9 protein-coding genes and 1 pseudogene are annotated in these 14089 nt (G+C 71.5%); 5 read left to right on the top strand and 5 right to left on the bottom strand.

Annotation, left to right across the window (positions count from 1 at the left end):
* Positions 1 to 324 precede the first annotated feature (324 nt).
* Together CcI49_RS42280 and CcI49_RS29660 are read left to right on the top strand one after the other, a co-directional pair.
* Positions 325 to 501 carry a hypothetical protein gene (locus CcI49_RS42280; protein WP_158230837.1) on the top strand — a complete coding sequence of 59 codons (177 nt, stop codon included), beginning with the start codon at positions 325 to 327 and terminating at the stop codon, positions 499 to 501.
* The gene (locus CcI49_RS29660; protein ID WP_241840309.1) at positions 492 to 2204 is read left to right on the top strand and encodes an HEXXH motif domain-containing protein; all 1713 of its coding nucleotides are present in this window, start codon (positions 492 to 494) and stop codon (positions 2202 to 2204) included. The genes CcI49_RS42280 and CcI49_RS29660 overlap by 10 nt, the downstream gene beginning before the upstream one ends.
* A 129-nt stretch (positions 2205 to 2333) precedes the next feature.
* Here the strand turns inward: CcI49_RS29660 and fxsT are convergent, their stop codons facing one another.
* From fxsT to CcI49_RS29640, 4 genes are all read right to left on the bottom strand, one after another.
* Entirely contained in the window at positions 2334 to 7130 is a 4797-nt protein-coding gene (gene fxsT / locus CcI49_RS29655; RefSeq protein ID WP_076831948.1) for an FxSxx-COOH system tetratricopeptide repeat protein, read from the bottom strand.
* Complete coding sequence (locus CcI49_RS29650; protein ID WP_076831945.1) at positions 7127 to 8209, bottom strand: MoxR family ATPase; 1083 nt, start codon at positions 8207 to 8209, stop codon at positions 7127 to 7129. The genes fxsT and CcI49_RS29650 overlap by 4 nt, the downstream gene beginning before the upstream one ends.
* 142 nt (positions 8210 to 8351) lie before the next feature.
* Entirely contained in the window at positions 8352 to 9944 is a 1593-nt protein-coding gene (locus tag CcI49_RS29645; protein WP_076831942.1) for a hypothetical protein, read from the bottom strand.
* Positions 9945 to 10051: 107 nt separating this feature from the next.
* On the bottom strand, positions 10052 to 10756 hold the full coding sequence (locus CcI49_RS29640) for an effector-associated domain EAD1-containing protein (protein ID WP_054568187.1): 705 nt from the start codon (positions 10754 to 10756) through the stop codon (positions 10052 to 10054).
* 331 nt (positions 10757 to 11087) lie between these two features.
* On the opposite strand from CcI49_RS29640, the gene CcI49_RS29635 reads away from it, so the two are divergent.
* Positions 11088 to 11948: a Sir2 family NAD-dependent protein deacetylase gene (locus CcI49_RS29635; protein WP_076832089.1), complete on the top strand. Its 861-nt coding sequence runs from the start codon at positions 11088 to 11090 to the stop codon at positions 11946 to 11948.
* Here CcI49_RS29635 and CcI49_RS29630 read toward each other — a convergent pair.
* Positions 11892 to 12746 carry a TetR/AcrR family transcriptional regulator gene (locus tag CcI49_RS29630; protein ID WP_076831939.1) on the bottom strand — a complete coding sequence of 285 codons (855 nt, stop codon included), beginning with the start codon at positions 12744 to 12746 and terminating at the stop codon, positions 11892 to 11894. The genes CcI49_RS29635 and CcI49_RS29630 overlap by 57 nt on opposite strands.
* A gap of 230 nt (positions 12747 to 12976) precedes the next feature.
* Between CcI49_RS29630 and CcI49_RS29625 the strand changes: the two genes are divergently transcribed.
* Together CcI49_RS29625 and CcI49_RS44570 are read left to right on the top strand one after the other, a co-directional pair.
* Positions 12977 to 13777, top strand: coding sequence for an SDR family oxidoreductase (locus CcI49_RS29625; RefSeq protein ID WP_054568184.1), 801 nt, complete (start codon positions 12977 to 12979; stop codon positions 13775 to 13777).
* An 80-nt stretch (positions 13778 to 13857) separates the two neighbouring features.
* Positions 13858 to 14040: pseudogene (locus CcI49_RS44570) on the top strand (cytochrome P450); the annotation flags it as partial.
* Positions 14041 to 14089: the final 49 nt, after the last annotated feature.

Here is a 14089-nt window from a genome sequence, read left to right as displayed (position 1 = left end):
ACCTGGAACGCGGCCTCGGGTTGTGGACGAGCAAAATCGCCGGATGATTCGAAATCCGTACGTAATGGGCTCCTGGGCGATTGTCATCGTTGGCTGATCGGTGCGGGGCAACGGACTCCTCTGGATACGGCCAGTGGGATCCAAGGCCCCATTCCTCGGCGGTGGTTCGTCCTTTCCAGGTGGGGCCAGAACCGGCCGCGTGTGCGGCGACGCCGTGCGACACTTCTGGCAGCGAAGCCAGCTACGTTCCCGCGGCGTGCCGTCGTGATAGCGGCCGTCGCCTCGCACCGGTGGTCAGCCATGCCCGAAAGGAGACCGACGGTGATGACCCAAGGCCCGGTCAACATCCAGAGCTCATTCCTGGACCTGAGCGAACTCAGCCTTCGTGACCTGCGTCATCGCCACGACGTCGAGTTCGATGACCGACTGCGCCGGATCCTGGCGGTCATCGACGAACCGGACAGTCGGCTGATCGGGGGCATTCGGGCCGGGTGGGTGTGACCTACCGCCCAGCAACGGGCGTCGACGGGCCGCGGGGGCCCATGGCCGGTGGGGCGCACGCACAGCAGGAGCTGTCGGCCGCTGCGTTCGACGCGCTGGCCGCGGGGACGGACGACGGCGCGCCCAGCCGGATCCTGTGGCGAGCCGAGCGGAGCCGGCGGCGGCTGCTGCTGCGGGCGCTCCTGGACCAGACCCGGGCCCGGGCCGGTGTCTACGGGCCGTTACCGTCGCTGGACGTCGCCTGGGAGCTGCTGGAGGCCGCGGAGGCCCGGGCCCCCGCCGAGGCCCGGGCGGTGCTCGAGCACCCGACCGTCGGGCGCTGGGTCGCCCATGTGCTGCGTCGCCTGCGCGGTGTGGCCCATTCCGACACGCCGCTGTGGGTGGATCTCGGCTATCTGCACACCGTCGCCGCGTCCGCCGCCGTGCGCGCCGGGCTTGACTTCGTGCTCCGGGTGCCCCTGCGCCATCGCCTTCTGGTGCTGCCGACGTTGGGCTCGGGTAACGTGCCCGGCCACGGGATCTGGGCTGTCGTGGCCCTGCGCCACGAGGCCGGTCGGCTGCGCGCCGATCCCGGTGGGGAGATCTGCCTGGATGTCACGGTGGCCGGCGCCGGATGGCGGCCGCTGCCGGTGCTGCGCGCTGAATACGGGGACCGTGTCCTGACCGTGGCCCTTGACGACACGGACCCGTTCCGCCATATCGCCACCCCGGCACGTCCGCTGCGGCTGGAAACCTCTTCGGTACGGCACTGGGAGAAAACCCTCGCCGCCGCGTGGGAGATTCTGGTGACTCGTTTTCCGCAACAGGCCGTGCTGCTGTCACAGGCTCCGCTGATGTTGGCCCCGATACCGAACAGGCAGCGCTTCCGGATCAACAGCGCGTCGGATGGCGACGCGGTCGGCTCGATCGGCCTCGCCGAGACGAATCACGGGCCGTGGCTGGCGGAGACGTTGTTGCACGAGCTGGCGCACGCCCGTCTCGGTGCTTTGTTCAACCTGACGGAGCTGCTGGTCCGCCGGCCGGGACCGGTCGGCTACGCACCCTGGCGCGATGATCCGCGTCCGCTTCAGGGAATGCTGCACGGGATATACGCCTTTCTTGAGGTCACCGCGTTCTGGCGCACCTGGCGGAGTTCGCTGGACGGCGCGGCGCGCCTGCACGCCGACTTCGAGTTCGCGCTGGCGCGCGGGCAGGTCGACGAGGCGCTCCGCCAGGTGCGGGTGCACCCGGATCTGACCCAGGCCGGTCACCGTTTCGTCACCGGCCTCGTGCTGCGCCTGGAGAGCTGGCTGGGGGAACCGGTGGCCTCGGAGGCCGAGCGGTTCGCCGGTCTGGCACGGCACGTGCACCGGACGCGCTGGCGCCTGCGGCACCGCACCGCGGACGTCGTCCGGCCGCTGCCGTTGCAGGGGCTGACCGACCTGTGCCGGCTCCAGCTGCTCGAGCCGCGCGAGTTCCGCACCCGGGCGGCACAGACGACCGCCGGGGCCACCCGCCCCGGCGACGCACTGCTGCCCGCCGACTGGCTGCTGGTGGCAGGCGATCTCGCGGGTGCCCGCGACGGCTATGAGCGGGCGGCCCGGGCGGATCCGGCGGATGACCGGGCCGTCGCCGGTCTCGCCGCCTGCCGCATCCTGGAGGCCCGGCCCGGGCCGACGAACTGGGATGACGGCGTCGGCGATCTCAGCGGCCTCCCGGTCTGACACCGCCGCGGCTCGGACACGCCAGCCTCCTGATCACACCAGCCTCCCTCCTGACAACGCCAGCCTCCTGATCACACCGGCCTCCTGGTAACGACGTGGCGCCGCTCGTCGCTCGCCGGGAGGCCGGCGTCACAGTGGCATCGGATCGACGTCGCAGTCGGAGCGCACCCAGCTCATCGCCGACTGGGTCGCCAGATGACTGACGCCGAGCGCGTGGTCCAGCTGCGAGACGACCTGGGCGTGCAGCTCCTCCGCCCGCTCCCGCTCGCCCAGCGCCCGCAGGTCCATGGCCAGGTTGGACAGCACGGCGAGGGTGGACGGGTGGTCGGCACCGAGATGGACGCGTGACCGCTCCAGCGTGTCCTCGTCGAGCCCACGGGCCTCCCCCGGCCGCCCGAGCGCGTAGTGGTCGCTCGCCAGGTTCGTCGCCGAGATCAGGGCCAGCGGATGGTCGGGGCCGATCGTCGCCGCGAGCGCGGCGCAGGACCGGAGGTCGATCTCGAACGCGGTCTCCGCGTCGCCGGCGAGCCGGTAGACGACGGCCAGGTTGGTCTCGGCGCCCAGAGTGTGCGGGTGGGTGTCGCCGAAGCTGTTCCGGTAACGCCGGTGGGCGTCCTCGCACAGGCGGCGCGCCTCGTCGAGATCACCGTTGTGGCGCAGGTCCATCGAGTAGCAGAGGATCGCGGCGAGGGTGTCGGGATGGTCCGGCCCGTACCGGGACAGGAGCCGCTCCCAGGCGAGGCGTGAGGTCTGCAGCGCCACGTCGTGGTCGCCGGCCTTGCGCTGGTCGATGGCCAGATTGCGCAGTGCCCGCAACAGGTCGGGGTGGTACTCGTTGCCCAACAGCGCACGGAGCCGCGCGACCAGCTCCTCCTGCCGAGCCCGCGCACCCAGGTAGTCACCCAGCTCGCGCAGGTTGAGGTTCTGGCTGCTGTGGGACTCCAGGCTGGTGACGTTGTCCTCGCCGAGCAGGGCGCAACGTCGGCGCCAGGTGTCGTCGTCGATCTCCTGCGCGCGCCGGAAGTCACCCACCAGCCGAAGCGCGGCCGCCAGGTTGTGCGCGGCGTTCAGGGACTGTGGCTGGTCGGCGCCGTAGACGTTGACCGCGCGCTCGCGCGCCGTCTCGCTCAGCTCGACCGCGCCCGCGAAGTCGCCGCTGACCTTGCGATCCATCGTGACGTTCGCGAACGCGGCCAGGGTCTCGGGATGCCGCGGGCCGTGTACCTGTTCGCACAGCTCCAGCATCCGGGTGTTGATGGGCGCGGCCTCGGAGTAGTTGCCGACCACCTGGAGCAGCCAGCCGTACCAGCCACCGACGGAGAGCGTGTGGGGGTGCTCCTCGCCGAGGGTGACCCGCCAGCTCTCGTAGGCCTGGCGCGCCAGGTCCACGCCGACCTCATGGTCGCCCCACTTCCACAGGTAGCGCACCTCGTTGACGAGCAGGTCCCGGATGAGGGGATCGTGGCCCTCCACCGCGCCCGCCGCGATCACATGCGGATACAGCTCCGCGTAGACGCTCCACCATTCGGGGTTCATCGGCTCGTCCGGGTCGCTGGCCGCGAGCAGGCGGTGCGCCCCGTGGCGCATCGTCTCCTGCTCGTCGGGGCTCATCCGGCCGATGAGGACGGCCTGGACCAGGCGGTGCATCTGCAGGGAGTTGGTGCGGTGGTCGATGCGGGCCAGCGCGTACTGGTTGATCTCGCGGATGGCCTCGTTCAGCCGGAACGAGTCGCGCAGCGCCGCGTCGAGCTCGGGAACGATCGAGATGTGCCGGCCGCGGCGGAACACCTGCCGGGAGATCGGGTCGGGCGCGAAATAGGCACAGACCTGCAGCAGCCGCAGGGCGGCGGGGTTGGACTGCGCAAGGCGGTCCAGCGAGACGTTCCAGGCCGCCCGGACGGGCATCCGGTAGTCCAGCGGCGGCGCGGTGCCCAGCAGTTCCTGACGTTTGTCCTCGAAGAGCCGCAGATACTCGTCGGCGGGCATGCCCGTCTCCGCGAGCCAGGTCGCCGCCTGCTCGATGGCCAGCGGCAGGTCGCCGAGCGCGGCGGCGACCCGGTCGGCGTCCACCTCGCCGATCGACGTCGTTCGCCGGCGGAGCAGCTCGACGCTCTCGCCGCGCTGGAACACGTCGACCTCCAGCGCACGGGCGGCCCCCGCCCACTGCGCGTTCCGGGACGTGATCAGGATGCGGCCGGTGCCGCTCGCCGGGAAGAAGTCGCGCACCGCCCGTGGGTCGTCGGCGTTGTCGAAGATCAACAGCCAGTTGCTGAAGGGCTTGCCGACGCGCAGCGCCTCGATGACGGCGGGCACCGCGGCATTGGCCTCCTGACCGACGCCCAGGCCGAGACGTTGGGCCAGCTCCACGAGCGCCTGGTTGATCTGGGTGGTCCGCTCGGACGGGATCCACCAGACGACGTCGTAGTCGGCCAGCTGCCGGTACACGTACTCGATGGCGAGCTGCGACTTGCCGACTCCACCCATGCCGTGGAGCGCCTCGGGCAGCACGGCCGTGGTCCCGGTCTGCAGCCGCTCGTGCAGGGCGTCGAGCAGCTCCGCACGTCCGGTGAAGTTCGGGTTCCGCTGGGGCATGTTGCCCCAGACCGCGGGCTGCCCCCCGGGCCGCCGTGCCGGGGGACGTATTTCCGGCGCGATGCCTGCCGCGGTCGGGCTGGTCACGATTGTCGGCGCGTCGTACTGCGCCACATTCCCTCCTCCAGGGTCAGCGGAAGCAACCTCGGCCGCGGTGGGCTGGTCATCTATGGGCGTCCGTGCGGCCGGCGCGCGTGATGTCGAGTCGTTACTGTGGGTCACAGGCTCTACCTCATGTCGACGGCCACGCCTGTGCGTGCCAGACACGCCGGCCTGCGCGGCGCCGGCCTGCGCGGCGCCGGCCTGCGCGGAGCCGGCAGACCGGGGCGCCGGGCCGCCATCCGTCCGGACCTCACGCTCCGCTGTCCGAAGGGCGTCGCGAAGCATCAGTGCGCGGGATCGGTAGGGCCCTGACAGGGCGCTCAGGACGACCTCCTCGACCCGGATGAAGGGCGCGCTGTGCGGAGTGATCACGGGCAGCGGGGCGCCCACCGGGTCGTCCAGGACGACGTCGACGTGCCGGAGCGCCGCCACCGCCGGACTCAGCAGACGTCCGGCGGAACGCCACGTCCGGATCGTCTGGGACTGCCTGCCGCAGGCGAGAAGTTCGGCGGGAACCCCCTCGCCGAACTCGAAGGCGACCTCGTCGGCGGCCGTGGGCAGGGCGGCGGCAGCCGTGACCGGACGCAGCAGGCGGTGGACGAGGATCTCGCCGAGCTCGGCCCGGCCGGCCTGTGAGACCTGGTCACAGACCATGTGGATCGCGTCCCGGGTCAACGGGACCGCCGCGAGCCGCACCGCGAGGTCGAAGGCCGCGGGGCTCAGCGTCGCGCGGGCGCGGCGCACGATCTCCAGCGGCGTCAGCTTCGTCAGCGTCACCCCGACGCCATCCGTCACGCGGGCGCCGGCCCCATCTGTTCCGGCCCCCGCGTTCCGGCCAGCGGCTGTGCCTTCCCCGGTGTCCCGCCCCGCGGCCGCCCCTGCGCCAGCACCGGTGCCGCCGGGTCCTACCAGCACAGCCGGCGCGTCCAGCCGGCGCTCGTGCTCCGCCGACTGGAAGCGGGCCCAGCTGGCGATGCTGCCTCCGTCCACGCCCAGCATCGGAATCGGCGCCACGGCGGCCTGATCCGACACCGCGCCACCGGTCAGACCGGCCCAGGCATCCTGGAACCGCCAGCGCACCGCCACCGAGCCCGGCCCGGCGGCGGCGAAGATGCTCACCTGGTGCGGGGCGAGGCCGGTCAGATGCCACAGGTGGGCCGGCAGCGGGTTCATCACCGCCACCGGAAGGCGGCGGCTCCACCACCAGAGCTGCCTGTGTAGCGCCCCGTTGTGCCAGCCTCGCCCGACGCCGTCGGTGAGGACCCAGATGATCCTCCGGCCGCTCGGATCGATGATTTCCCGTGGGGACCGGTGCAGGGCGCCGGCCCGGGACTCGGGCCGGAGCGTGACCTGGCCCGCCTCCGCGGCCTCTCCGTCGACGAAACAGACACGGATGTCGCGGAAGACGCCCTCGCGGACGAGGTAGCCGCGCAGCAGCGGCACCAGGTCGAGCCAGGCCACCTGCATGGACGGACTGTCGTCCACCAGGAGGACAAGGTCCCAGCGGCGCTCCGGGGCTGGTCTGCGGACCGGAACAGGCGCCGGCCCGCGCAGAAGACGTTCCGCGGTGGCCTCCTCGTCCAGCACCATTTGGACCTTTGAGGCGACAGTCTGCCGTAGCGGCCGCAGGCTGCGACGGGCACCCGATAATTGCCTCTCCAGCGACGCGAAACCACTACGGGGCCGCATCCAGGGGAGGGGTGTCCATAAGGACTCCGCGTCATCCTCCGGGGCACCCTGAAGGCGTCGGGTGTTCGTCGATACGGGAGCTGCGAGCGCAATGTCCCGGTCAGTCCGCGGAAATGGCGGAAATTGTTCTTCGGCGTCGGTGTTTCCGGCATTGTCGCCGCGGGTGTCGGGGTCGGGTGCCGGGAGGGAAACCGGTCCGGTCGGGCGCCCCTCGCCGAGGGCGGCGCCGTCCCTGGGACCGGCGCCCGACGGTGACGGCGCCGGTGGTGGATCGCCAGTGGTGGAGCCCTGCGCGTTCGAACCGCTCGAACCGCTCGAACCGGTGCTGGCCATGAGGCCGTAGAGCCAGAGCGCCTCGGCGTGCTCGCGGGCCGTGATTTCCACCGTGGCCGCGGTCGCGGCCGCGGCCCGGCCGACCGCGGAAACGGCGGAGGCTCCAGCGGCGGAGCCGGCGGACGAGCCGGTGATCGGCCCGGCTTCCACGGAAGCCGCCGGGGGCGGCAGCCGTGCGGATGGGGCAGGGTCGGACCCCTCGCTGGTCATCCCGGGTCCGTGTCTGGGGCGAGGCGGTGCCAGAGCTGTTCGCGCAGATCTGGCCAGGCCTGGGCGCCGTCCGTGTCGGCGCCGAGCGTCAGCAGGTAGGCCGCGTTGAGGAGCTGGTCCGCGGCGAGCGGCCCGGCGAGGGTCCGCTGCCGGGTGAACTGTTCGACCAGCTCGGCACGCCCGGCGACGCCGTGTGGGAAGTGCGCGGCGATCAGCGCCGCCAGCCGTTCGGTGTCGGGCGGCGGGATGTCCAGGCGGGTGCATCGGCGCAGCAGCGCCGGCGGGAACTCGCGCTCCCCGTTGCTTGTGATGACGACGACCGGGAACTCGTGGCACTCGACGATGCCGGCGTGGACCGTCGCCGTGCCACCTGGGTCCGCGGTGTGGACCCGAACCTCGGGYGTGGCGTCTCGAGCCCGGACCAGCTCGGGGATGGAGAACTGCCCATCCTCGAAGACGTTCAGCAGATCGTTGGGCAGATCGATGTCGCTTTTGTCGAACTCGTCGACAAGGAGCACCCGCGGCCGGCGATGCGGGAGCAGCGCTGTGCCGAGAGGCCCGAGATGCACGAAGTCCCCGACCGGCGGGATGGCGGCAGGCGCGGGACGTTCGGCGTCGGCGACATCCTTGGCGCGTATCGGCGACCGAGCCCGCGTTCCGGTGGGTCGGCCCGACGGCGCCGCCTGGGCACGGCCGAACACCTCGTACTGGGCGCGGCCGATCGCGTCGTAGTCGTAGAGGCCCTGTGCCAGGGTGCTGCGGCTGGTGATGGGCCAGCGCAGCACCCGGCCCAGCCCCAGGCTCGCCGCGATCTGATACGCCAGGCTCGACTTCCCGCTGCCCGGGCTGCCTGTCACCAGCAACGGCCGGCGCAGCACGAGAGCGGCGTTCACCATCGCGAGCGCGGAGTGGTCGAGCAGGCGGACACCGCCGAGGCCGAGTCGCCGGGTGGTTTCGCGTTGCTCTTCCGGGGGCTCCGGTTGGTCGGGACCCCCGGAGAACGTCCGCCACGGTGGTGGCGGAGGCCATTCCCGGACCTCGGACCGGATTCCACCGTCGAACAGCCACCAGCCCGGCACTGACGGTGCCTGCGCAGGTCGCGTGCCCGGCGCGGGGTCCGTGCTCCCCGGCCCACTGGGCCGGGGAGGGCTCGTGGGCGCGGGATCACCGGCGCGTGCGCCACCATCGGCGGAATCCGGCCGATCGCGGCCCGGGGCATCGTCAGTCACGGTGGTGTCCCCCCTCGGGGTGGCTGGGCGAACCGGCCAACCCCCGTTCCGGCAGCCTGTCGGGGTCATCCCATAGCAGCGCAAGATACCCGCCGAGGCTATTGTCCGGTGCGGTTTCCAGGAAAGCCGCACGGCGGGCGGAGGTGACCCGGTCGGGAAGGGTGTCAACTTTCTGGGTGCCGGCGAACTCATGGATCCCCGAGGCGGCGTCCGTCGCATCTGGGGAATACGACCAGAGAATTCCCGGAATTCCGCAGCGTAGGGCTATGATGAGCTGTTCGTGCGGTGGTGTGGGATGGTGGGCCGCAGGCACCCGGGCCACGGGCACGCGGCTCGTCGGCGCCTGGCCCACGGGCACGCGGCCCGCCGGCATGTGACTCGCCGGCACGCTGTCGAACACCACCGCGACCACTCCCTCGTCCGAGAGCAGCCGTGCCTCCAGCCGGCGCAGGCTGCCGTCGGCGGGCTCGCCACGCACGACGGCGGCCCGCGCCGGTTCCCGGGTGAGGATCCGCCACCGCAGGCGCCACGCCCGGTGCCATTCCCGCTGGCGCATCCGGTCGAGGCTGCGCAGCACGACCGGATAGCGCAGCGCGAGGGGGAGCGGCACACCGGTAGCCCACTCCACGCGGAAGGACTCAACCCGCAGGCCCAGCAGGTCCAGCGGCAGGATGAACTCGATGCGCGCGTCGACACCGTCGCTCGCGAGCGAGCGTTCGAACCGCTGCACCGCCGCCTCGACCTGCCATTCCAGGGCTTGGCGGGTGATCTGCACCGGTGGCGCCGCCGGGTGGAAGACGGTCTCCCGGCCGTCCCACTGCTGCCAGGTGCGCAGCAGATAGAGATCGGGGCTGGTGGTGATCCTTTCCAGCTGCAGTGTCAGGATCGCCTGTCGGCTTCGGCCATCGGCACCATTGCGACCGCTGTCGGGGCTGCCGCGGCCCAGCCGCAGCGCACGCAGCGCTGCCGTCGCCTTCCAGTCGTCGGCGCAGGACTGGTGCCAGGCCTCGACCCGGCGTGCCACCCGCTGATCGATGTCGTGCACCAGATGCTCGAGGAACTCGATGCGGGGACCGAGCCGGCTGCCCGGAGCCGACCTGTCGCAGAGGAAGACGAACAGTTCCCAGGCGGTCCTGCAGTGGTCGGACTCCGGCCCGCTGTGCCGGCCCTCGGTGACCTGGTGCAGGACGTCCGCGACCCGCGACGCCGGCACGGAGCTGAGCTCGCGTTGGAGCTCCTCCCACAGGCCCTCGGGAGCGTCGGCGGCGACCTCGGCTGCCTGCCAGGCGTCGTCCAGCCGCAGCAGTGCCGCGCGCAGCTCGCCGTCACCGGTCAGGTCGTTGACGGCCTCGGCCAGGAAATCGAAGCGGCCTTCGCGGCTGAAGGAGCCCACGAGGTCGACGAACCAGTGCCGGGCGTGGGGCAGGTCACTGATCGGCAGCCGTGTTCCCGACCAGGCGGCGCATCTGCGCAGCAGCACCGGTCGGCTTCCGGCCCCGTGCAGGTCCGGGTGGTCGTCGAGGGTATCGACGATCTGCCGTTCGATCGCGGACCGGTATCGGTGCAGGAAAGCATCCCGAGTCATACGGTTGCGAGGCTCATCCGCACCGGTCACGGCCCCCCGAACCTCTCGCGCCGGCCGCGCAGGTAGATCTGCCGGGCGCGGCTGAGCCTTCTTCAGAGTGTCCTACATCAGCACAAACAAGGTGGCTGGAAACCCCCGAAATGCGGGTTTTCGGGTAGGCGCTCGGCCGCTGCGGCCAAAATTTTCCGCCGGCCGTCCACCAACGCGCCGGCGGTGAGGAGCTGATTCACTTCGGTCCAGAACTCCAGGGCGCTGCGTGCGGCCCAGGACGGCTGCTGCTCCGGCGCGAGACCGGCGGCGGTGAGAAGGCTCTGTGACGCGGACCGGGCAGGAAAGGCGGCGGCCAGAGCCTGCACCTCGGCGACGGAGAGTCCGTGCACGTTCGGAGCGCCGGTGATCCTTTCCGGTGCGGGGCTCTCCCGTGCCGGCCTGATGCGCGGTCCTGCGGTTTCCGCTGCGGTGGCGTGATTTCCGCGTGGAGTTCCGAGCTGCTCCCAGCGTGCGGCGAGCTGTGCGACGTCCTTCGCGGTGACTCCGCCGGGCTCCATCTGCGCGACGGCCACGGCGAGTGCGGCCATTCCGCCGGGGCGCTCGGCGCAGATCTCCAGCAGTCGGATGAACCACTGCCGCGAGAGGGGAAGGTCGGTCACCCGGACGCGGGTGTTCAGTTCCCGCTCGACCTGGCGGGCCAGCAGCAGGCGGCTGCGTTCCGAATGCAGATCGGCGGCGTCGTCGAGCACCTCGACCAGACGCCGTTCGATGAGTCGGCGCGAACTCGGGCCGGACTGCTCCCGATCTTGATTCGTGCACATCCGCGCCCCCGAAGAGATCAAGGGGGTCACTTCGCCGGGTGGTAAGGCGGACAGCGCCCGAAATGGGCACGCAGAATCCGTCCGAGAGTGTCCCTCCGAATGAAACTCTGCCAGGACTGTACGACGGGCCGGCATGGCACGGGCTGGAATTGTGAATCCGGTCGCGGTGATGGGGCGTCCGGCGTGGGCTCGGCGGCGTGGCGGCGCGGCGGCGCGGCGGCGGTGGGACCGGGGCCGGGGACGCCCCGATCGAGGGGGCGGGACCGTGAGTGGTCCGCCCCCGGCCGAGATGATGGGGACGCCGATGACCTGACGGGTGCTGGAGGCGAAGATGACGGCGTCGCGGGAACTTCCGCCGGCCGAGGTCCGCGATGCCCTGGACCGGGCGGCCGAGCTTCTGGGCGAGGCGGACGCGCTGCTGGTGTGCGCCGGAGCGGGCATGGGGGTGGATTCCGGGTTGCCCGACTTCCGTGGCGACACCGGGTTCTGGCGGGCGTACCCGCCCTACGCGCGCCTCGGCCTGTCCTTCGTCGAGCTCGCCGATCCGGCCCACTTCGGCACCGACCCCGCCCTGGCGTGGGGCTTCTACGGGCATAGGCTCGCCCTTTACCGCGAGACCGTGCCGCATGCCGGCTTCGGCATCCTGCGCCGGTGGGGCGCTCGGCTGCCCGCAGGCATGTGGGTGTTCACCTCCAACGTCGACGGCCAGTTCCAGCGGGCCGGTATCGCCGAGGTGGCCGAGGTGCACGGTTCGATCCATCACCTTCAGTGCGTGCGGCCCTGCACCTCGGACATCTGGTCGGCGCAGGGGGTCGACGTCGCGGTCGACCAGGAGTCGATGCGGGCGCGGGAACCGCTGCCCCGCTGCCCGCGCTGTGGCTCGCTCGCCCGCCCGAACATCCTGATGTTCGGTGACTGGAACTGGGTCGGGCTACGCACCGAGCGGGCGACGCGTGCCTGCATGTCCTGGCTCGACGGGCATTTCGCCGGGGGTGGCGATGCCCGGCTGGCCGTGATCGAGCTCGGTGCCGGCACCGCGGTGCCGACCGTGCGGCGGCTGGCCGAGTCGGTCGCGGGCAGCCGGCTGATCCGGGTCAACCCGGTGGAGGCCGGTGTCCGTGCCGGCGGCGGCGTCTCACTCCCGCTCGGCGCCCTGACCGCCCTGACCGAGCTTGACGCCCGCCTGCCCTGACACCGCCTGCCCCGGCTCGGTCTGCCCCGGCTCGGTCTGCCCCGGCTCGGTCTGCCCCGGCTCGGTCTGCCCCGGCTCGGTCTGCTCTGGCCCGGCTTGAGTGGGGTCTGTCGGTGCTGAGCTGGCCTGCTGGTGCCGGTCTGCCTCGAGCCGGCCGGCACCGGGACGGTGGCCGGCGCGGATCGCCTCCACAACCAGATCAAGGACCCAGCTGACGGCCTCGGTCGCGGTGCTGGGCGTGAGGTTCCAGGTCCGGACCAGTCGTTCGTAGGTCGGCACGTTCCACAGGACGTCGAGCATGCCCGCCGCCGCCGCGCGCTCGTCGTCGCTCCAGCCGACGCTGTGCGGGGCAACGGCGGCGAGGAGCGCGTCCCGGCGCCGCCGGTCCTCGGCGACGAGTGCCGGCTGGTGCGGCTCGGTGCGGTCCCAGCGCGCCACCGCATAGGACGAGAGTGTCGCGAAGGATCGCGCGGTGATCTCGGTGAGCCGGTCGAGACCGAGATTGTCGTAGGTGACGCCGGCCTCCTCCTGCAGCCGGCGCATGACGGCACCGTGCAGGTCGACCTCGGTGGGGAAATGGCGGTACACGGTGCGCTCGCCGACTCCGGCCCGCTCGGCGACCGCACGGAAGGTGAGGTCGCTCCAGTCCCAGACCGGGAACCCGTGGACCAGTTCGGAGCCGGCGGTGACGATGCGTTCCCGCGTCTGGATGGCTCGCTCGCGGCGGACCGGGCTGTTGTAGCGCCGACGGGCTCGTGCCTGGCCCCCGTTCTCGGCGGGTGTTGCGGGCACGCTCATATTGGTGTCATCATGCTGTCGCGAAATTCATTCGGGTGAACCGGTCCTCGGGTGTCGGTCGGCGGGCGCATCGGTCGTCAGGCGAATCGGTCGTCAGGCGAATCGGTCGTCAGGCGAATCGGTCGTCAGGCGGATGGTTCGTCCGGGCGGATCGCTCGCCGGAGAGATCGTTCGTCACGCGCATTGTTCGTCGGCGAATCGTTCGATTGTCGGATGGGAGAGCGGTCAAGGTGGATCTTGGCTTAGCCGGTGCCGCGGTCGTGGTGCAGGGCGGTACCCAGGGAATGGGCCTGGCCGCCGCGGAGTGCTTCGCGGCCGAAGGCGCGAAGGTCGGAGTGCTCGCCCGCGGCCGGGCGAACCTCGACCGAACTGTCGCGCGGCTGCTGGAGCTCGGGGCGGCCGACGCGGTCGCCCTGCAGGCCGACATCACCCGGGCGGACGAGGTGACCGCCGCGTTCGACGTGGTCCGGGGCCGCTGGGGTGTGCTGAACAGCCTGGTGAACGCCACCGGTCCGAAGGGCGACCGGATGGGCCCGTTCGAGGAGCTCACCGACGACGACTGGCTCGCCGCCGTCGATGTGGGCGTCCTGGGCATGGTGCGCTGCGTACGTGCAGCCCTCCCGCTCCTGCGCGCTGCCGAATGGGCCCGCATCGTGAACATCTCAGCGCATTCGACCAAGCGTCAGACCGCCTCCCTGATCGCCTACACGGCGGCCAAGTCGATGGTGACCAGCATCAGCAAGAACCTGTCGCTGACCCTGGCTGACGACGAGATTCTGGTCAACACCGTGTCGCCCGGAAGTTTCGCCTCCGAGGGGCTGGCCACCTGGGCGCGCGGTGTCGGCATCGATCCCGGGGACCTGCGGGCCGTCATGAGCGGTATTGCCGAGCATTTCGGTCACCCCGCGCACCTGCCGCGGGCTGGGGCGCCATCCGAGATAGGTGCGGTGATCGCTTTTGTCGCCTCACGTCGCAACACCTACATGACCGGCGCGAATGTCAATGTCGACGGCGGCTCCGACTTCTGCTGATCGCCGCAGCCGCAGCCGCAGCGGCCGCCTCTGGGGGCTTACCCGCGACGAGGCGCTGCGGTTCGGGTCGCGGGTCGCCGGTGCGGGCCCCGGTCTCCCGCGTGGTCGAGCACCGCGGTCAGACCGTCCCCGCGGGCAGCGCCGCGCCGCTGCTCAATTCCGCTGCGAACCGTGATGAACGCCACTTCGTGGGCCCGGACTCGTTCGACATCCACCGGCGGATCGACCGTCACCTGGCCTTCGGGTGTGGCTCGAACCTCTGCCTGGGCACCTCGCCGGCAGGCATGGAAGGCCGGGTGGTGCTCGGCGAGG

The organism is Frankia sp. CcI49 (assembly GCF_001983215.1).
Taxonomy (GTDB): Bacteria; Actinomycetota; Actinomycetes; order Frankiales; family Frankiaceae; genus Parafrankia; species Parafrankia irregularis.
Note: the sequence above shows the minus strand (reverse complement) of the source record. Positions and strands in the feature narration are given on the sequence as shown.